This is a genomic window from Pseudomonas sp. L-22-4S-12, from assembly GCF_009799935.1.
Taxonomy (GTDB): Bacteria; Pseudomonadota; Gammaproteobacteria; order Pseudomonadales; family Pseudomonadaceae; genus Aquipseudomonas.
Genome location: NZ_WELL01000001.1, coordinates 1353426 through 1372776, shown reverse-complemented (window position 1 = coordinate 1372776; position 19351 = coordinate 1353426). Strand labels below are relative to the sequence as shown.

18 protein-coding genes and 1 pseudogene are annotated in these 19351 nt (G+C 69.1%); 14 read left to right on the top strand and 5 right to left on the bottom strand.

The genetic code is table 11. The features are described 5' to 3' along the window. Nucleotides 1-16: 16 nt before the first annotated feature. From F3I16_RS06230 to F3I16_RS06190, 9 genes are all read left to right on the top strand, one after another. The gene (locus F3I16_RS06230) at nucleotides 17-322 is read left to right on the top strand and encodes a nucleotide pyrophosphohydrolase (RefSeq protein ID WP_160492826.1); all 306 of its coding nucleotides are present in this window, start codon (nucleotides 17-19) and stop codon (nucleotides 320-322) included. After that, nucleotides 319-1068: a methyltransferase domain-containing protein gene (locus F3I16_RS06225; protein WP_160492825.1), complete on the top strand. Its 750-nt coding sequence runs from the start codon at nucleotides 319-321 to the stop codon at nucleotides 1066-1068. The genes F3I16_RS06230 and F3I16_RS06225 overlap by 4 nt, the downstream gene beginning before the upstream one ends. Before the next feature lie 13 nt (nucleotides 1069-1081). Next, nucleotides 1082-1675 carry a DUF4136 domain-containing protein gene (locus F3I16_RS06220; protein WP_160492824.1) on the top strand — a complete coding sequence of 198 codons (594 nt, stop codon included), beginning with the start codon at nucleotides 1082-1084 and terminating at the stop codon, nucleotides 1673-1675. Nucleotides 1676-1738: 63 nt separating this feature from the next. After that, complete coding sequence (locus F3I16_RS06215) at nucleotides 1739-2296, top strand: DUF4136 domain-containing protein (RefSeq protein ID WP_160492823.1); 558 nt, start codon at nucleotides 1739-1741, stop codon at nucleotides 2294-2296. Beyond that, nucleotides 2293-2784 carry a GNAT family N-acetyltransferase gene (locus tag F3I16_RS06210; RefSeq protein ID WP_160492822.1) on the top strand — a complete coding sequence of 164 codons (492 nt, stop codon included), beginning with the start codon at nucleotides 2293-2295 and terminating at the stop codon, nucleotides 2782-2784. The genes F3I16_RS06215 and F3I16_RS06210 overlap by 4 nt, the downstream gene beginning before the upstream one ends. Nucleotides 2785-2916: 132 nt before the next feature. After that, nucleotides 2917-3360 (top strand): DMT family transporter, encoded by a 444-nt coding sequence (locus F3I16_RS06205; RefSeq protein ID WP_160492821.1) that lies wholly within the window; start codon nucleotides 2917-2919, stop codon nucleotides 3358-3360. Nucleotides 3361-3443: 83 nt separating this feature from the next. Continuing rightward, nucleotides 3444-4292, top strand: a complete 849-nt coding sequence (locus tag F3I16_RS06200) for a universal stress protein (RefSeq protein WP_160492820.1) — start codon at nucleotides 3444-3446, stop codon at nucleotides 4290-4292. 84 nt (nucleotides 4293-4376) lie between these two features. Then, nucleotides 4377-5525: a GGDEF domain-containing protein gene (locus tag F3I16_RS06195; protein ID WP_160492819.1), complete on the top strand. Its 1149-nt coding sequence runs from the start codon at nucleotides 4377-4379 to the stop codon at nucleotides 5523-5525. Nucleotides 5526-5613: 88 nt separating this feature from the next. After that, nucleotides 5614-5907, top strand: a complete 294-nt coding sequence (locus F3I16_RS06190) for a hypothetical protein (protein ID WP_160492818.1) — start codon at nucleotides 5614-5616, stop codon at nucleotides 5905-5907. A gap of 279 nt (nucleotides 5908-6186) precedes the next feature. Here the strand turns inward: F3I16_RS06190 and F3I16_RS06185 are convergent, their stop codons facing one another. Continuing rightward, nucleotides 6187-6651, bottom strand: coding sequence for an aminoacyl-tRNA deacylase (locus F3I16_RS06185; RefSeq protein ID WP_160081949.1), 465 nt, complete (start codon nucleotides 6649-6651; stop codon nucleotides 6187-6189). A gap of 170 nt (nucleotides 6652-6821) precedes the next feature. On the opposite strand from F3I16_RS06185, the gene F3I16_RS06180 reads away from it, so the two are divergent. Both F3I16_RS06180 and F3I16_RS06175 read left to right on the top strand, forming a co-directional pair. Next, nucleotides 6822-8180 carry an MATE family efflux transporter gene (locus F3I16_RS06180; RefSeq protein ID WP_160492817.1) on the top strand — a complete coding sequence of 453 codons (1359 nt, stop codon included), beginning with the start codon at nucleotides 6822-6824 and terminating at the stop codon, nucleotides 8178-8180. Between the two features lie 163 nt (nucleotides 8181-8343). Further along, entirely contained in the window at nucleotides 8344-8802 is a 459-nt protein-coding gene (locus F3I16_RS06175; protein WP_160492816.1) for a DUF2214 family protein, read from the top strand. Nucleotides 8803-9070: 268 nt separating this feature from the next. Here F3I16_RS06175 and speA read toward each other — a convergent pair whose 3' ends face one another. The 4 genes from speA to F3I16_RS06155 form a co-directional block, all read right to left on the bottom strand. Beyond that, the gene (speA, locus tag F3I16_RS06170; protein ID WP_160492815.1) at nucleotides 9071-10984 is read right to left on the bottom strand and encodes an arginine decarboxylase; all 1914 of its coding nucleotides are present in this window, start codon (nucleotides 10982-10984) and stop codon (nucleotides 9071-9073) included. A gap of 121 nt (nucleotides 10985-11105) precedes the next feature. Beyond that, complete coding sequence (locus F3I16_RS06165; protein WP_160492814.1) at nucleotides 11106-11477, bottom strand: translation initiation factor Sui1; 372 nt, start codon at nucleotides 11475-11477, stop codon at nucleotides 11106-11108. A 253-nt stretch (nucleotides 11478-11730) separates the two neighbouring features. Beyond that, complete coding sequence (locus F3I16_RS06160) at nucleotides 11731-12267, bottom strand: NUDIX hydrolase (protein WP_160492813.1); 537 nt, start codon at nucleotides 12265-12267, stop codon at nucleotides 11731-11733. 73 nt (nucleotides 12268-12340) lie between these two features. After that, a complete protein-coding gene (locus tag F3I16_RS06155) occupies nucleotides 12341-13408 on the bottom strand; it encodes a DUF2333 family protein (protein ID WP_160489119.1) in 1068 nt (355 codons plus the stop codon). A 256-nt stretch (nucleotides 13409-13664) separates the two neighbouring features. Between F3I16_RS06155 and F3I16_RS06150 the strand changes: the two genes are divergently transcribed. The 3 genes and pseudogenes from F3I16_RS06150 (at nucleotide 13665) to dsbD (ending at nucleotide 19254) form a co-directional block, all read left to right on the top strand. Next, nucleotides 13665-15281 carry a PleD family two-component system response regulator gene (locus F3I16_RS06150; RefSeq protein ID WP_160492812.1) on the top strand — a complete coding sequence of 539 codons (1617 nt, stop codon included), beginning with the start codon at nucleotides 13665-13667 and terminating at the stop codon, nucleotides 15279-15281. 1543 nt (nucleotides 15282-16824) lie between these two features. After that, a pseudogene (locus F3I16_RS21330) lies at nucleotides 16825-17343 on the top strand (methyl-accepting chemotaxis protein); the annotation flags it as partial. 126 nt (nucleotides 17344-17469) lie between these two features. Continuing rightward, nucleotides 17470-19254: a protein-disulfide reductase DsbD gene (dsbD, locus tag F3I16_RS06140; protein ID WP_160492810.1), complete on the top strand. Its 1785-nt coding sequence runs from the start codon at nucleotides 17470-17472 to the stop codon at nucleotides 19252-19254. Nucleotides 19255-19351: the final 97 nt, after the last annotated feature.

Here is a 19351-nt window from a genome sequence, read left to right as displayed (position 1 = left end):
GAACGGAGCCTGCCCGATGAACCTCGTCGAACTCACCCAACGCCTGCACGCGATCCGCGACCGCAATCACTGGGGGCCCTTCCACAGCCCGAAGAACCTGGCCATGGCCGCCAGCGTGGAAATGGCCGAGCTGGTGGAGATCTTCCAGTGGCTCGGCGAAGAGCAGTCGCGCCAGCTGGCCCCCGCGCAGCTGGAGCACGCCGGCCAGGAAGTCGGCGATATCGTCCTCTACCTGTTGCTGCTGTGCAGCGAGCTGGGCATCGACATGGAACAGGCCGTGCAGGCCAAACTGGCCGACAACGAAAGGCGCTTCAGCCAATGACCGATCGTCACTTCGATGAACTGGCCACCCGCTTCGCCGAGAAGATCTACGGCGGCGCCAAGGGCGCGATCCGCCTCGCCGTGCTCCAGGCCGATCTCAAGGAGGCCCTGCCCGAGCGCCCGCTGCGCGTGCTGGATATCGGCGCCGGCCTCGGCCACATGTCGCTGTGGCTGGCCCAGCGCGGCCATGCGGTGACCCTGGCCGAACCGGCCCAGCCGATGCTCGACGGCGCGCGCCAGCGCTTCGCCGAGGCCGGCGTCGCCGCCACCTTCATCCAGGCGCCCTGGCAGGAGCTGCTCGGCCAGCTCAACCAGCCCTTTGATCTGGTGCTGTGCCATGCGGTGCTGGAGTGGCTGGCCGAGCCACACGCCATCCTGCCGGTGCTGCACCAGCTCACCGCGCCCGGCGGCTGGCTGTCGCTGGCCTTCTACAACAAGGACGCGCTGATCTACCGCAACCTGCTCAAGGGGCATTTTCGCAAGCTGCGCAAGGCCCGCTTCGCCGGTGAGGGGCAGAGCCTGACCCCGCAGCGCCCGCTCGACCCGCGCGAGCTGGCGGCGCAACTCGCCGAGCACTGGACGGTCGAAATCCAGAGCGGAGTGCGGGTGTTCCACGACTACATGCCGAGCGACTTCCAGGCCAAGGCGGAACTCGCCGACCTGCTGGAAATGGAGCTGGCCTACAGCCGCCACCCGACCTTCGCCGGCCTGGGCCGCTACCTGCACTGGGTCTGCCGGCCACGCTAACCGGAGTCTTGCCATGCCCGCCCTGCGCTACCTGCTCCTGCTGCCCCTGCTCGCCGCCTGCCAGGGCCCCAACCCCTATGTCGCCGCCAGTCGCCCGCTGCCGCCCGCCCCCGCGGCGGCGGCCACGCATTTCGACCGCAGCGCCTACCCGGCCGCCCCGCGCGACTTCGCCCGCTACCGCAGCTGGAGCTGGCGCGACGGCCAGCTGCCGGCCGGCAGCGCCTGGGCCGACGGCGCGCTGATCGCCGAAGCCCTGGGCAACGGCCTCGACCAGCGCGGCCTGCGCCCCAGCGACGGCGGCGCCGACCTGCAGGCCAGCATCGAGGTCAGCCTGGAGCGGCGCCAGTACCAGCAGCGCGACGACTACGGCAGCTATTACGGCCACGGCCCCTACGGCGACCGCTATGGCCTGTACGGCAGCGCGCCTCTGCTGCGCACCTACGAGGTGGAAGTGGCCGTGGTGCGCATCGACCTGTACGACGGCCAGAGCGGCCAGCCGCTGTGGAGCGGCAGCGCCGAGGCAACCAGCGCCGGCAGCCAGGCCGAGCGGGCCGAGGCCCTGCGCCGCGCGGTGCAGCAGGCCCTGGCCGACTACCCGCCGGACTGAAACAGAACTTGCCGAAAACGCTGCCTTGCGCTTCGATAGCAGCTCTAGCCCGGAGGTTTCGCCATGCTGCCCCGCCTGTTGATCATCCCCGCCCTGCTGTTGCTGGCCGCCTGCCAGAACGTGCAGGTGGAACGCGACTACGATGCCAGCCGCGACTTCGCCGCCTACCGCAGCTGGAGCTGGCAGGAGCCGGCGCTGCAATACCGCCCGCAAGACCCGCGCCTGCAGAGCGACCTCACCGAACAGCGCATCCGCCAGGCGATCGGCGAGCAGCTCGACCAGCGCGGCCTGCGCGCGGCGTCCGGCGGGGCCCAGGCCGATCTCAAGGTGCAGGCCTGGCTGATCGTCGACCAGCGCCGGGAACAGATCAGCACCAACTATGCCGGCGGTTACTGGGGCGGCTGGGGTTACTGGGGCGCGCCGCTGCACACCGAAACGCGCACCCTGGACTACCAGGTGGCGACCCTGCAGGTCGACCTGCTCGATGGCCGCGACGGCAAGCTGGTCTGGCGCGGCAGTGCCGAGCAGGTCATGCGCCACGCGCCACAGCAGCCGAGCGAGCGCGAGGCGGCGATTCGCGCCACCGTGGGCAAGATCCTCAGCCAGTACCCGCCGCAATGAACGACCAACTGCTCAGCCATCGCCCGGCCCAGGCCGACGATCTCGATGCGGTGGTCGGCTTCGTCCACGACGCCGACGAGCTGTTCTTCGCCTTCCCCCGCGCCCACTGGCCGCTGACCCGCCAGCAGCTGGCCGAGTCCTGCGCCAGTCGCCAGGGCAGCACGGTGGTGCTGCTCGACCGGCGCCTGGCCGGCTTCGCCAACTTCTACCAGTGCCAGCCCGGCGAGTTCTGCGCCCTGGGCAACCTGATGATCGCGCCCTGGGCCCGTGGCCAGGGGGTGGCGCAGTACCTGGTCGGGGTGATGGAACGCCTCGCCGCGCGCGACTTCCAGGCCCGTGAACTGCACGTCTCCTGCTTCAACCAGAACGCCGCCGGCCTGCTGCTGTATGCGCGCCTGGGCTACCAGCTGAGCGGCCTGGTCGAGCGCCAGCGCGGCAACGGCGAGCGGGTGGCGCTGGTGCAGTTTCGCAAAGCACTCGAAGCCTGACCGCGCGCAGCATCCAGGCCGCGCGGGGTTCATGCTGCGCAGTGCACGAGAGCCGGTCGACCGCCGCCACAAGCTGACCGAATCGACAGCTAAGCGCATAATGCGCGGCCCTTTTCCTGCCCGGAGCGCGCCATGCCCAACTGGTGGCTACTCGTCCTGCCCCTGATCGCCGGGGCCTGCCTGCCGCTGCAGGCCGGGATCAACGGCCAGCTGGCCAAGCACCTGTCCAGCTTCATGGCCGCCGCCCTGGTGTCGTTCCTGGTCGGCAGCCTGGCGCTGCTGGTCATCGTCCTGGCCCAGCGCGAGGTCAACGGCCTCGCCGCGTTCCGCGGGCTGAGCTGGTGGCACTGGAGCGGCGGCCTGCTCGGCGCCTTCTTCATCGCCACCGCCGCCTTTGCCGGGCCGCGCATCGGCGCCCTGCTGTTCATGGTGCTGGTGCTGGCCGGCCAGCTGGGCATGGCCCTGCTGCTCGACCACAACGGCTGGGCCGGCTTTCGCGAGGCGCCGCTGACCCTGGGCAAGGCCGCTGGCCTGGCCCTGATCGTCGCCGGCGTCTGGCTGATCCGCCGCGGCTGACAGCCCCGCACCGGGCGGGCACGACCTACACTTGCCCTATGCTCGGCTGGATCGGCGCCAGCCGGCGGCAAGAGGAAACCACGATGTCCCAGGTCATGGCCTGTATCGATGCCTCCCTCAGCGCGGCGGCGGTGTCCGACTACGCCGCCTGGGCCAGCCTGCGCCTGCAGGCGCCGCTGACCCTGCTGCATGTGCTGGATCACCAGCAGTACCCGCAGCACAACGACCTCACCGGGATCATCGGTCTGGGCAACCGCGAGCAGCTGCTCAGGGAGCTGGCCGAGCTCGACCAGCAGCGCAACCGGCTGGCTCTGGAACAGGGCCGCCTGGTGCTGCAGGCGGCCAAGGAACGGGTTGCCCGCCAGGGCGTCGGCGCGCCCACTCTGCGCCAGCGCCACGGCGACCTGGCGCAGACCCTGCACGAGCTGGAAGGCGAGATCGACCTGCTGGTGATCGGCCACCAGGGCGAGGCCGGCGACAGCGGCGGCCGGCTGCTCGGCAGCCACCTGGAAAGCGTGATCCGCACCCTGCACCGGCCGATCCTGGTCTGCCCGGGGTACTTCCAGGCGCCGCGCAGCCTGCTGCTGGCCTTCGACGGCAGCCCCAGCTGTCGCCAGGGCGTCGAGCTGCTGGCCGCCAACCCGCTGTGCCGGGGCCTGCCGCTCCACGTGCTGATGGTCGGCAGCGATAGCGACGAGGCCCGCAGCCAGCTGCAGTGGGCCGAACAGCAGCTGCAGGGCGACCACCCGGTGCACCTGGCGCTGCGCGCCGGCGAGGTGGCGGCGACCCTGCACGCCTACCAGCTCGAACAGGCCATCGACCTGCTGGTGATGGGCGCCTACGGCCACTCGCGGCTCCACCAGTTCCTGGTCGGCAGCACCACCACTCAGCTGCTGCGCGCCAGCAGCGGCCCAATGCTGATCCTGCGCTGAACGGCGGCAGTACTGGCAATCTGCTGGCCACGCGCAGCGGCCGAGGGCTATGCTAGCGACCGGCCGCATTTGTGATCACCGCACATGACCGATTCCGATCTGCCGCGTCAGCCCCTGACCTTCGCCCTCTGGCGCGAAGTGCAGGACACCCGCATCCGCACCCGCCTGGGCGGCATCTACTACCTGCTGGCCTGGCTGCTGACCTGGCTGTTCAGTGCCCAGCCCGGCGCCATGCGCCTCAGCGGCCTGGGCGTCGCCGCCTTCTTTGCCCTGACGATGACCCTGCGCTGGCTGCACCGGCCACCGCAGCAAAGCAGCAGCGCCTGCCTGCAGCAGTGGCTCGACCGCCACTGGTACCTGATTCATCTGACCGCCCTGGGCTGGGGCCTGGCCCATGCCTGGGCGCTGTCCGCCCCGCAGTTCGAAGCCTCGCGGCTGATCGCCACCCTCAGCACCATCGCCTTCAGCACCGCCATGGCCTTCAACTTCTCCATGCGCAAGGCGCGCTGCATGGCCGCCATCCTCCTGCTGTACCTGCCGGGGCTGGCCGTGCTGCTGACCCAGCGCCACGAGCAGCAGGCCCTGCTGATCACTCTGGCCTTCTACCTCAGCTACCTGCTGCTGGCCCTCAACCGCAGCCACCGCGAGTACCGCGCCACCCTCGAACTGGAGCAGCAGCTGCTCGACCAGCGCGAACGCTACGACCAACTCAGCCGCACCGACAGCCTGACCCAGCTGGGCAATCGCCTGCAGCTGAACAGCCTGTTCCCGGCCCTGGTGGCCAGCGTGCAACGCCAGGGCGGGCACCTTTCATTAGTGCTGCTGGATATCGACTTCTTCAAGCGGATCAACGACGAATACGGCCACGGCATCGGCGACGAATGCCTGTCTGCCTTCGCCGAGCGCATGCGCGTGGTGTTCCGCCGCCACAGCGATGCCCTGCTGCGCCTGGGCGGCGAGGAGTTCGGCGTGCTGATGATGGACACCCCGCTGGAGCAGGCCCGCGCCCTGGCCGAAGCCTTCCGCCAGGACCTGGCCGAGCACGGCCTGACCATCCGCGAGCGCACCCTGCCGCTGACCGCCAGCCTCGGCGTCGGCAGCTACGACGCCCAGCGCGACGGCAGCGCCGAGGCCTTCTTCAAGCGCGTCGACGATGCGCTGTACCGCGCCAAGAGCGCCGGGCGCGATCGCCTGGTGCTGGCCGCGCAAACCGCCGCCCCGCCGATCGGCTGAACCGCCCCTTCGCCGCCCGCACCGCCTGTGGCATGCTGCGCAGCCATTGGTGATTCACTGCGGGAGCGGCATCCGCCGGGCTTGGCACATGCTGGTCGAAGACCTGTTCGAATGGCTGGGCCACGCGCTCGGCACCCTGATCCGTTTCATCGTCGAGGCCCTCAGCGGCTTCTTCGGCCTGTTCGCCGACGCCGGGCGCAGCTTCCTGCAGGGCCTGGCCAAGGCCCTGGGCACCGATATCGGCCTGCTCAGCCTGGTGGCCATGGTCTGCGGCCTGCTCCTGCTCTACGCGGCGGTGCGCGCCGGGATGCGCAAGGCCTTCGCCCGCATGGTCATCTACGGCCTGCTCGGCCTCTGGCTGCTGAGCCTGATCGTCAGCTAGCAGGCCGCTGAAAAACTACCTGCGTTGCCGATACTGCGTTAAAAACGACCTCAAAATGCTCATTTACAACACGTAAACTGCGCTTTTTCGGCCGTTTGATTCGCTCGTGCTCACCCTTCGGGCCAGCCTGCGGCTGTTACTCCCGCTGGTCGTTGTGCCTTGTCTCGGCTGCCTCGCCAACATTTTTCAACGGCCTGCTAGCCCTCGCTCCGCCAGCACACAGCCGCACCCTCGGCACCACGACCGCGCGCCGCAAGCGCCTGACGGCGGCCCGCCCCGTTACTGACAGAGCGAGCAGAGCTGGGCGTTCGGCGCCAGCTTGAAGAACTCCTCGACCGGCAGCTGCACCAGGCTCTCGTGGTCGCCGGCCTCCAGGTAGATGTCCGCCTGCCGGGTCAGCTCCGGGTCCACCAGCATGCTCATGCCGTAGGCCTCGCCCAGGGCCGGCACGGCGCCGCGCTCGCAGTCGCGGAACAGGCCGCCGAGGGATTGTTCGCTGGTCAGCTGCCAGCGCCACGGCCCCTTGTGCACCTTGCCCAGGTCCAGCAGCCGGTTGGCCGGGACCACGGCCATCAGGTAATGCCCGCGGCGATCATCGAGGATCACCGGCTTGGCCATCTGCGCCGCGGGTATGCCGGCCTTGCGTGCCGACTCCAGGCTGGTGGCCGAGTGCGGGTGCTCGACCAGATCGTAATGACAGTCGGCCCGCCGCAAGCTGCGGGCCAGGGTTTCGGCCACATGCATGATCCACCTCCTCGGCCGCCCGTGCAGGCGGCACCGATAAGCCAAGTCTAGTCGCCGCCCCCCGGCCGCGAACCCGGGCGGCAGAAACACTTGCTGCTATCAGGGCCTGCCGATAGTCGCGAATAGGCTATGCGTGCCTCGCTATAATCGCCCTTTTGCCCGGTACCGCGATGTCCGCCCTGCTCGACGCCTGGCGCCACGCCCCGACCCATCGACGGGTCTGGGCCCTGGCCGCGCCGATGATCCTCTCCAACCTGTCGGTGCCGCTGGTGGCCCTGGTCGACAGCGCCGTGGTCGGCCACCTGCCGCATGCCCACCAGCTCGCCGCGGTGGCGGTCGGCGCCAGCCTGTACACCCTGCTGGTGTGGACCTGCGGCTTCCTGCGCATGGGCACCACCGGTTTCGCCGCCCAGGCCTGCGGCCGCGGCGAGGGTGGTGCCCTGCGCCAGGTGCTGCTGCAGGGCCTGCTGCTGGCCGGCGCCCTGGCCCTGCTGCTCGGCCTGCTGGCCGTGCCGCTGAGCGAGCGGGCGCTGGGCCTGATGCGGCCCTCGGCGCAGCTGCAGCAGCTGACCGGCGAATTCTTCCGCACCCGCCTGCTCGGCCTGCCGGCGGCGCTGGCCAGTTACGCCCTGATCGGCTGGCTGCTGGGCACGCAGAATGCCCGCGCGCCGCTGGCCATGCTGCTCACCACCAACCTGCTCAATGTGCTGCTGGCACTGTTGTTCGTCCTCGGCCTGGAGTGGGGCGTGCTGGGCGCCGCCCGCGCCGCGGTGATCGCCGAATGGAGCGGCTGCCTGCTCGGCCTGGCGCTGACCCGCCAGGCCCTGCGCCACCATCCGGGCCGTGCGCAGTGGGCCGCGCTGCGCCGCTGGGCGAGCTGGCGACCGCTGCTGGCGGTCAACCGCGACATCCTGATCCGCTCCCTGGCCCTGCAGCTGGTGTTCTTCCTGATCACCGTGCAGGGCACCCGCCTGGGCGATGCCACGGTGGCGGCCAACGCCCTGCTGCTCAACGGCCTGCTGCTCACCGCGCACGCCCTGGATGGCCTGGCCCACGCCGTGGAGGCGCTATGCGGACACGCCATCGGCGCTCGCGACCGCGCCGCGCTGCGCCGCTCGCTGGTGGTCGCCGGCGGCTGGTCGCTGCTGGCCAGCCTGGCCTTCGCCCTGTTCTTCCTCGGCGCCGGCCCGGCGTTCATCGCCCTGCAGAGCGATATCGCCAGCGTGCGGGCACTGGCGACCGACTACCTGCCCTACCTCGCCGCGCTGCCACTGCTGGCGGTGTGGAGCTACCTGCTCGACGGCCTGTTCATCGGCGCCACGCGGGCGCGGGAAATGCGCAACGCCATGCTCCTCAGCGTGGCCCTGAGCCTGCCGCTGGCCGCACTGCTGCAACCGCTGGGCAATCACGGCCTGTGGCTGGCCTTCCTCTGCTTCATGCTGCTCAGGAGCCTGAGTCTCGGCACCCTGGCCTGGCGCCTGCAGCGGGACGACGCCTGGTTCGCCCCGCCTCGCCAGCGCAGTGCCTGATGCGCTCGCCGGCCTCGGCACGCTCCCCCGGTGCGGCTGGGCATGGCGGCCAAGCGGGGCAACCCGGAACGAAGCACTGGAAGGCGCCGCGCCGCTCCTCTACCTTGCCAGACAAGCGCGCCGCGTTCCTGTACGCCATGCCGCCAACCCCCGAGGATTCCCCATGGCCGATGCCATTGCCGCCAGCCTGCACTACCTGTCGATCTTCATCCTGTTCGCCCTGCTCACCAGCGAGCACATCCTGTTCAAGCCGGAGCTGGATGCCGTCACCGCGCGGCGCCTGCAGCGCATCGACATCGCCTACGGCATCAGCGCCGGCCTGGTGCTGCTGACCGGCGCGGTACGCGTGCTGTGGTACGGCAAGGGCCTGGATTACTACTTGCACAACGGCCTGTTCCACGCCAAGGTCGGCCTGTTCCTTCTGGTCGGCCTGCTCTCGGTGCTGCCGACCCTGACCTTCTTCAACTGGCGCAACGACCTGCTGGCCGGCCGGGCACCGCAGATCAGCCCGGCCAGCGCCCGCCGCACGATCCTGGTCATCCGCCTGGAGCTGTTGCTGCTGCTGGCCATGCCGGTACTGGCCAGCCTGATGGCGCGCGGGGTCGGCATGTTCGCCGGGTGAGCCGCGCACCTTGGGCAAACCCCAACAAAAAAGCTATGTACCTGTTACGCGTTGCTACGCCGAGCTGTTGTTTGGCTCAAGCGCTCGCGGTGGCTGCTCTGGCTGTTGGTGGGAGCGAATTCATTCGCGATCAGGGCCTACGCCGAGCTGCCGGTTTATCGCGGATAAATCCGCTCCCACTAAAGCTCGATGGCCTGTGCAACACGGAACTGGTGCATAGCCAACAAAAAGCCCGGCCTAGGCCGGGCTTCCGCTTGCCGTGGCGCGCTTACGACGACAGGTAGGACGAGCGGGTCAGGCCCAGGCGCAGGGCGTCCAGGTACTGGGTGCGCTCGCGGGCGCTGAGCTTGGCGCTGGCCACCTTGTCGCGGTAGTAGGTCATCAGCTCCTCGGGCGACAGGTGCACGTAGCGCAGCATGTCCTCGATGGTGTCGTGGGTCTCGATGCCGGCGTGGTACACGCTGCCGTCCGGGTGCTGGTAGATGTTCACCGAGTCGGTGTCGCCGAACAGGTTGTGCATGTCGCCGAGGATTTCCTGATAGGCGCCGACCAGGAACACGCCCAGCAGGTAGTCCTCGCCCTCGCGCACCTCGTGCACCGGCAGGCTGGTCTCGATCGACTGCTCGTCGACGTACTGCTTGATCTTGCCGTCCGAGTCGCAGGTCAGGTCCTGCAGCACGGCGCGGCGCAGCGGCTCCTCGTCCAGGCGATGCAGCGGCAGGATCGGCAGGATCTGGCCGATGGCCCAGGTGTCCGGCAGGCTCTGGAACACCGAGAAGTTGCAGATGTACTTGTCGGCCAGCTTGTCGTTGAGCTCGTCGAGCACCTGGCGGTGCGAGCGCTGGCGCGCCTTCAGCGAGGTGTGCAGGCGCCGGCACACGGCGAAGTAGCACTGCTCGGCCAGGGCCTTCTGGGTCAGGCTGAGCTTGCCGTCGGCGTACTGCGCGGCCACGTCGCTCATGTAGTGGGTGGCGCGCCAGTAGGTCTCGGTGACCATCTCGATGTCGGTCGGGCCGAGCAGGTCGACCAGCCACTGCACGGACTCCGGCAGGCTGGCCTTGTCCTCGATCAGCGGTACCTCGTCGTTGTGCCGCTCGACATCGGTGACCTGCATCACCAGCACCGCATGGTGAGCGCTCAGCGCCCGGCCGCTCTCGGAGAAGATGTGCGGGTGCGGCAGGCCCTGGGCGTCGCAGAACTCCTTGAGCATGCCGACCACCACGCCGGCGTAGTCGTCCATGTCGTAGTTGATCGAGCTGGCGTTGCGCGAATGGGTGCCGTCGTAGTCCACGCCGAGGCCGCCGCCGACGTCGATGTGGTCGACCGGCAGGCCCAGGCCGCGCAGCTCGCCGTAGTAGCGGATGGCTTCCTTGAAGCCGTGCTGGTAGTCGGCCAGGTTGGCGATCTGTGAGCCCATGTGGAAGTGCAGCAGGCGGATGCCCTGGTCCAGCTTGGCCGCGCGGAAGCGCTCGATCACCGACAGCAGCTGCGCCGCGGACAGGCCGAACTTGGACTTCTCGCCGCCGGTGTCGGCCCACTTCGAGGACGCCAGCGAGGACAGGCGCACGCGCAGGCCGATCTGCGGGGCGACCTTGAGCTCGGCCGCCTCGTCGATGACGAACTGCACCTCGGATTCCTTCTCGATGACGATGAACACGTTGTGGCCGAGCTTCTGCCCCATCAGCGCCAGGCGGATGAACTCGCGGTCCTTGTAGCCGTTGCAGACGATGGTGCCGCCCTTCGGCGCCAGCGCCAGCACGGCCATCAGCTCGGGCTTGGAGCCGGCTTCCAGGCCGATGGAGACGTCCTGGGTGGCGATGATGTTTTCCACCACCGCTTCCTGCTGGTTGACCTTGATCGGGTACAGCGCGGTGTAGCGGTTGCTGTATTCCAGGCGCGCGATATTGGCGTCGAAGGCGCCGGTCAGCTGGCGCACGCGGTGCTGCAGGATGTCCGGGAAGCGCACCAGCAGCGGCAGCGACAGGCCGCTCTGGCGCAGGCCGTCGAGCTGGGCGTAGAGGTCGATCGGCGCGCTGTCCGGGCCGTTGGGACGGACCTCGACCCGACCGGCGTCGTTGATCGCGAAAAAGCCGGCGCCCCAGTGGCGAATGCCATACACGCTGCGGCTGTCCGCAACGGTCCACTGGCTGCCGTCGTCTTTGCGTGTGCGTCTTGCGGCCATCGAGGTCTCCCTATAGCGAGTCAAAGCTGCAGCCCCATGGGAGCGCAGGTGTAAGGCATGGATATGACGATTACAGGTGCATGGACTGCACCCGTATGAGAGAAGTTTAGAAAGGCCCGGCTCAGCCGCCGGACTTCTTGGCCTTGAAACCGCGCTTGGCGAGTTCTTCGAGGAGCAGCTCGACCATGTCGCCCTGGATCTCGATGACCCCGTCCTTCAGCCCGCCGCCGCAGCCGCAGCGTTTCTTCAGGGCGCTGGCCAGCTCCTTGAGCTCGGTTTCGGCCAGCGGCACGCCGCTGACGGTGGTGACGGTCTTGCCGCCACGGCCCTTGGTTTCCCGGCGCACGCGGGCGATGCCATCCCCTTCGGGAATCCGGCTCTGCTTGCAGATGCAGGCATCCAGCGGCTGGCCACAGTCAGGGCAATGCCGACCGCCATCGGTGGAGTAGACGAGACCGCTCAAGGCGGCAAACGACGAAGCTTTCTTGACCACCGGCTTTTCCTCTTGGGTTGGTCAGGATAGCGACTGGCTGAACAAGGTCAGCCGCGAAGCCCCACTCAGGCAGGGGCAGCGCAGCCGGGCTGGGGGCCCGGCTTCAAAGGTCGCGCAGTGTAGCGGCAAAGATCGCCCTTGCTAAGTGCGAAATTGCGCCATTGATCGATGGATTGGCGACGCCGTGCGGCATCCCGCACAAGGCTGTCTTGAAATACTGCACAAAGCCAGGCGCGGCGGGTGTTGCAGCGACTCAGGCGAGGCTGGCCAGGTAGCTGTGCAGCGCCTGCAGCGAGTCCGGGCAGAACGGCTTGGTCTCGACCTCGCGCAGCACCTGCTCAAGCGGCAGGAAACGCGCCTCCAGCACTTCCTCCGGCTGCAGCCGCAGCGGCGCATCGGAGAGCGCCGAGAACACCGCGCACCACAGGCGGTTGTCCGGCTGGTCGAAGAAGAAGCGCTGATGCTCGCGCAGCTCGGCGCCGGCAATGCCCAGCTCCTCGTGCAGTTCACGGGCGGCCGATTCGGCGTAGCTCTCGCCCGCGCCGACCATGCCGCCGGCCGCCACGTCCCAGTAGCCGGGATAGAGGGCCTTGCTCAGGGTGCGCCGGTGCACGCACAGCTCGCCGGCGGAGTTGAACAGCAGGATGAAGGTGCCGCGGCCGATCAGCCCGCGCTCGCGCAGTTCGGCGCGCGGCAGGCTGCCGAGCAACTGGTCGCGCTCGTCGACCCAGGCGATGCGCTCGGCATCGGAGGCGGCCCGGTGCGCCGCCTCGCGGGCGGAGATCGCCACCGCCTCAGCCCCTGCTCGGGTGACGGAAGCGGCCGGGCACGGCGCGATCCCCGTTGGCGTAGGCGAGCATGGCTCAGCCCTGGGTCAGCAGGGTGCGCAAATCGATGATCGCCGCGTTGGCCCGCGAGATGTAGTTGGCCATCACCAGCGAGTGGTTGGCCAGCACGCCGTAGCCGCTGCCGTTGAGCACCATCGGGCTCCACAGCGGTTCCTGCGCCGCCTCCAGCTCGCGGATGATCTGCCGCACGCTGACGGTGGCGTTCTTCTTCGCCAGCACGTCGGCGAAGTCCACCTCGATGGCGCGCAGCAGGTGCGACAGGGCCCAGGCTTGGCCACGGGCCTCGTAGAACACGTTGTCGATCTGCATCCAGGGGGTCTTCACCTCCTCCTCGCTGACCGGCACCGCCTCGCCTTCGGCCGGCGCCTTGTCCGACAGGTCGGTGTTCAGACGCACCCGGCCGACGCTGGCGGACAGGCGCTGGGACAGCGAACCGAGGCGGGTGGCGACGTCGCCCAGCCAGTTGTTGAGGTTGTCGGCGCGGGTATAGAACTGCGCCTTGGGCTGGGCTGGGTCGGCCAGGGCCGCCAGGTAGCGGTCCAGCGACTTGATGCCCTCGACGTACTCGGACTCCGACGCCGGCAGTGCCCAGCTCTTGTTGTCGAAGTTGAAGCGCGGCTCGGCCTTGGCCAGGTTGGGGTCCTCGGTGGACTGCGACTGGGAGCGGGCGAAGTCCTTGCGCAGGGCGCGCGACAGGTCGCGCACCTGCACCAGCACGCCGTATTCCCAGGCCGGCATGTTGTCCAGCCACAGGCCGGGCGGGGCGATGTCGTTGGACAGGTAGCCGCCGGGCTTGTTGAGCAGCGTGCTGGACACCTGCTTGAGGGTCTCCACCGTGGTGTAGCCGCTGACCAGCTTGCGCTGCGCCTGCTCGGCCGCCGCCTGGGCCTGTTGCTGCACCGGGAACAGCGCCGGTTCCTGGCTCCAGTACCAGCCGACCAGCAGCGCGCCCAGCAGGTAGAGCGCCAGCAGGCTGCCCAGGGTGCGGCTCAGCCACAGGCCGCCGAAATAGCTGCGCACATCGTCCACCGAGTCATCGACGCTGCCGCGCAGGTCTTCTGTGCGTTTCTTCCAATCCAGCATGGTCATAATCCTTAAATCGTCTTTCTCAATTTACCGGGCGCGGCCCAGACCTGGGAGGTGCCGGCCCTGCACTATAAGTGAAGCCTAGGAGCAAACGCAGTGCCGCGGGAAGCCTGATGGAACTAAAAGCGGGCAAATCCGCCAAATGATGAAAGGTTGACGCCATATGATCGACGGCAGTGGCACAACCATCACCCAGTGGTAGCATGATGCCATCACCCAGCCCGGAACGCGGGCCACGACAGACTCCGGACCCATGACCGAGCAAGAAGACCCCAGCCGCGACCGCCTCAAGCAGCACTTCGCCAAACGGGTGATTCACCAGGCCCGCCAGGTTCTGGAAGTCTGGCAGCGCCTGCAGCAGGGCGAATGGAATGCCGCCGACATGGCCGAGCTGAGCGAGGCCAATCTCGGCCTGCTGCGCTATGCCGAACGCTTCGAGCAGGACGTGCACGTGCAGCTGGCCGCCAGCATCGGCAACTGCCTGACGGCCGTGGAGGCCAACCGCGGCCGACTCAACAGCCCGCTGATCAGCGAGCTCAACCTGCTCATGCAGCGCCTGTCGCGCACCGGCCTGCGCCATGCCGACCAGTACGAGCAGACCTTCCTGCCGCCGCTGCGCAAGCCGGTGTACCTGGCCCTGCAGGACTTCGAGCGCGCCGAGCGCCTGGCCCAGCAACTGGAGTTCTTCGGCCTCAGCGCCCAGCCCCTGCCCAGCGCCAACGCCTTCCGCTCGGCCATGGCCGAGCGCCATCCGGCGGCGATCCTGATGGAAATCGACTTCGCCGCCCCGGGCCTCGGCCTGCAACTGGCCAACGAGGCCCAGCAGGGCCTGGAACAGAAGCTGCCGCTGCTGTTCTTCAGCCACGGCGAAACCGACACCCCGACCCGCCTGGCCGCGGTGCGCGCCGGCGGCCAGGAATTCTTCACCGGCACCTTGGACGCCTCCAGCCTGATCGAACGCATCGAGGTGCTCACCCACGTCAGCCAGTACGATCCGTACAAGGTGCTGATCATCGACGACTCGCGGGCCCAGGCCACCCATACCGAACGCGTGCTGAACAGCGCCGGCATCGTCACCCGCACCCTCACCGAGCCGATCCAGGCGATGGCCGAGCTGGCCGAGTTCCAGCCGGACCTGATCATCCTCGACATGTACATGCCTGAGTGCAACGGCCCGGAGCTGGCCAAGGTGATCCGCCACAACGACCGCTACGTCAGCGTGCCGATCATCTACCTGTCCGCCGAGGACGACCTGGACAAGCAGCTCGACGCCATGAGCGAAGGCGGCGACGACTTCCTGACCAAGCCGATCAAGCCGCGCCACCTGATCGCCACCGTGCGCAACCGCGCCAGCCGCGCACGCAACCTCAAGTCGCGCATGGTGCGCGACAGCCTCACCGGGCTGTACAACCACACCCATACCCTGCAGCTGCTGGAAGACGCGCGCTTCCGCGCCCGCCGCGACGGCCAGCCGCTGAGCTTCGCGATGCTCGACATCGACCACTTCAAGAAGGTCAACGACACCTTCGGCCACCCCATGGGCGACCGGGTGATCAAGAGCCTGGCGCTGTTCCTCAAGCAGCGCCTGCGCAAGACCGACCATATCGGCCGCTACGGCGGCGAGGAATTCGCCGTGGTCCTGCCCGACACCGACGCCGCCACCGCGGCCAAGGTGCTCGACGAGATCCGCCGGCGCTTCGCCGAAATCCACTACCCGGCGCAGCCCCATGACCTGTCCTGCACCTTCAGCTGCGGCATCGCCGAACTGCGCGACGGCCTGGACGGCAACCAGCTGTCCAAGCAGGCCGACGAGGCGCTGTACGTGGCCAAGCACGGCGGCCGCAACCGGGTGGAGATCCACCTCGGCTGACCGCGGCAGAGCGTGACGAACGTCACGCTGTCATAAAGTCGCAATCAAACCGCAATAACCTCGACGGCACCGACTCAGTCTTCCGGTTGCCGTCATGCGCCTCAAACTGCTCACCAACCTGTCCACTGCCCTCCTGGTCATCGCCTGCCTGGCCCTCGGCGCCACCCTGTGGTGGTCGGAACGGGCGCTGGAGCGGCCCTACCTGCTGATGCAGCGCTACCTGAACCTGTCCCAGCAGTTCCAGCACCAGGTCGCCGACAACATCCAGGATTACCTCGGCAGCGGCGACGCCCTGCGCCACAGCGCCGCCAGCCAGGCCATCGCCAGCCTGGAGCAAAGCCTCGGCGAGCTGCCCACGCAACTGGCCGACGAACTGCGCCCCAGCCTGTCCGAACTCAGCCAGTTCGCTGCCGGCGACCTGCTCGCCGCCGGCAAGCTGGCCGGCGACCCGCAGGGCCTGCTGCTGCAGGCCGAACGCGAAATGAGCGGCAGCCTCGAACAGCTGGACAAGTACAGCCGCGACAGCCAGAGCAGTGAAGCTGCCCGCTACCAGGCCCCGCTGTTCCAGGCCGCCCAGCACCTGACCCGCCTGGCCCATGCCCGCGCCAAGCTGGCCAGCAGCGGACGCAGCGAACTGCTCGCCGATGTCGAACGTGAACTGACCGCCCTCGGCCTGCAGGCCGCCACCCTCGACAGCCTGCCGCTGCTCGGCGTGACCGCCGATACAGCGGCCAGCAGCAACAGCTTCGGCGCCCTGCTCGGCCTGGCCGACAGCGGCGAGCCCGAGCAGGCCGAAGACCGCGGCATCGCCCTCAAGCGCGACCTGGCCAGCCTGCTCAAGCGCTACCCGGGCGAACTGGCGCGCACCCGCGAGCTGATCGACAAGCGCGCCGAGCTGGCACGCAGCAGCGGCGCCAAGATCGAGCAGCTGCAAACCGCCCTGGCCGCCCTGGAGCCGGCGGTGCGCGCCGAACACGGGCGCATCCAGGGCGAAGTGCGGCTGATCCAGGCCCTGATGATCGGCCTGATCCTGCTGATCGCCCTGACCATCGACCGCATCCAGCGGCGCCTGAGCAATGTCCTCAGCCGCCTGGCCCCGGCGCTGGGCACCTGGGCCGCCGGCGACTTCGCCGCCGATATCGCGCTGAATTCGCAGACCCGCGAAATGCGCGACATCGAGGACTCGCTGAACCGCCTGCGCCGCTATCTGGTCGAGCTGGTCGGCACCATCCACCACAACGCCGCCCAAGTCGCCGGCAGCAGCCGCACCCTGGCCGACCTCAGCCAGGGCCTGCACGGCGGCGCCGAGCGCCAGCTGGCCGACACCGCGCAGATCCGCGATGCCCTCGGCGAGCTGGAAGGCACCATCGCCCAGGTCGCCGACGACGCCAGCCAGGCCGCCGACGCCAGCCGCGCCGCCAGCCGCGCGGTGGAACAGGGCCAGCGGGTGATCGAACAGAGCCTCACCGGCCTGCACGCGCTGGTCGGCAAGGTGCAGGGCAACGCCCAGTCCGTCGAACAGCTGGCCAGCGAAACGGCCACCATCGGCCAGGTGCTCACGGTGATCCGCGGAGTGGCCGAGCAGACCAACCTGTTGGCGCTGAATGCCGCCATCGAGGCGGCGCGGGCCGGCGAGATGGGCCGCGGCTTCGCCGTGGTCGCCGAGGAAGTGCGCTCCCTGGCCCAGCGCACCAGCGGCGCCACCGAAGAGATCCAGCAGCTGATCGCCCGCCTGCAGCAGGCCGCGCAGCAGTCGGTGGCGGCCATGCGCGCCCAGGTCGAACATGCCGAAGCCACCGCCGGCCAGGCCGCCGAGGCCGACGGCGCGCTCGATGAAGTGGTCGAGGCGATCCGCACCATCGCCAGCATGGCCGAGCGCATCGCCGAGGCCACCGCCCAGCAGGGCGGCGCCGCCAGCGAAATCCGCGGCCACAGCCAGCGCATCCACAGCCTCGGCAGCGACAACCTGGCGCACATCGGCGAAGCCCGCCAGCAGGGCGAGCAACTGCTGCATCTGGGTGGCCAGCTGAATACCGCGGTACAGGCCTTTCGCGTCGGCTAGGGCCGCGCCGCGGGATGGCCGTCCATCACCCGGCAACATTCACTGACCCTGTGCGCCATCCAGTCGCCTAGGGTCGCTGCGCCGAGTTGGGTATGATGCCTGGCAAGTCCGTCGTGCGAGCCCGCCATGCGCCGTCTGTTGCCTCTCGTCCTGTTCCTGTTGTTCAGCCTGCCGGCCAGTGCCGGCCTGTTCGACAAGCTGCCCGACGCGCCCCTGGGCGCCCCGCTGAACAACAGTGCCGACTTCCTGCCGGTGCGCGAAGCCTTCCACCTGAGCCTGGTGGAAAGCTCGCCGACTGCGCTGAAGCTGCGCTTCGTCAATACCGAGGGCTACTACCTCTATCGCCACGCCTTCAAGTTCCGCATCGAACCGAGCGACCTGGCCAAGGGCGAGGCCGTGATCCCGGCCGGCCAGCCCAAGCACGATGAATACTTCGGCGATGTCGAGGTGTACTACGGCATCACCAACATAGAGCTGCCGCTGGACAACCCCATCGGCCTGCCGTTTACCGTCCACGTCACCTACCAGGGGTGCGCCGACAAGGGCCTGTGCTATCCGCCGGAGAACGAGCGCATCGAGGTGGACGGCAAGGGCGCGGCGCAACCCGCTGCAGCCGCCGCACCCGCTGCCACTCCCGCCGCCACCGGCTGGAGCTGGCAGGAACTGGGCCTGTTCTTCCTCGCCGGCCTCGGCCTGGCCTTCACCCCCTGCGTGCTGCCGATGCTGCCGATCCTCACCGGCGTGGTCCTGCGCGGCCAGCCCGGCGGTGTGCGCGGCCTGGTGCTGTCGCTGGCCTACGTGCTGCCGATGGCCGCCAGCTTCGCCGTGCTCGGTGCGCTGATGGGCCTGTTCGGCGCCGAACTCAACCTGCAGGCCCGCCTGCAGTCGCCCTGGGTACTGGCGCCCTTCGCGCTGTTCTTCGCCCTGTTCGCCGCCGCCAGCCTGGGCTTCCTCGAACTGCACCTGCCGCAGGCCATCGGCGGCCCGCTGCAGCGCCTGAGCCAGCGCATCCACGGCGGCACGGTGCTCAGCGCCGCGCTGCTCGGCGCCCTCAGCAGCCTGCTGGTCTCGCCCTGCGTGTCGGCACCGCTGGCCGGCGCCCTGCTGTATATCAGCGCCAGCGGCGATGGCCTCGGCGGCGGCCTCAAGCTGCTGGCCCTGGGCCTGGGCATGGGCGCCCCGCTGGTGCTGTTCGCCGTCGGCGGCGGTGCCCTGCTGCCGCGCTCCGGGTCCTGGATGGTCAGCGTACGCAACGCCTTCGGTGCCCTGCTGCTGGCGGTGTCGATCTGGCTGCTCGAACGCGTGCTGCCCGGCCCGGTCAGCCTGGCCCTGTGGGGCCTGCTGGCCGCCGGCGTGGCCCTGTGGCTGGGCGTGCTGGAGCTGACGCCAAAGACCCACCACCAGAAGGTCGCGCAGGTGCTCGGCCTGCCGCTGCTGGTGTACGCCATCGTCGCCTGGGTCGGCGCCCTGCAGGGGCAGAGCGATCCGCTGCGCCCGCTCGGCCTGCCCAGCGCCGCCGCGTCCGTCAGCGCGCCCGCCAGCAGCTGGCAGAGCATCAGCAGCCCGGCCGAACTGGAGGCCGCCCTGGCCGCGGCGAAAAGCGCCGGCCAGCCGCTGCTGCTGGACTGGTACGCGGACTGGTGCATCAGCTGCAAGGTGATCGAGCGCGAAGTGCTGACAGCGCCGGCGGTGACCAGCCAGCTCGGCGCCTACCGGCTGATCCGCTTCGATATCACCGAGAGCACCCCCGAGCAGCGCGCCCTGCTCGACCGCTACCAGCTGTTCGGCCCGCCGGCGATCCTGTTCTTCTCCGCCACGGGTGACGAATGGACGGATTTGCGTGTCGTAGGAGAGATCAGCGCCGCCGACTTTGCCGAGCGGTTGACCCGCGCGAGCAGCCGCCAGCAGTAACGGCGTCACATCTTTGCCGTAAAGTTCGGCCATCGTGGCGGCTACTGCCGGCAACTGGACAGCCTGCAGCGCTTTCGGCATAGTCCCGGCCATTCCC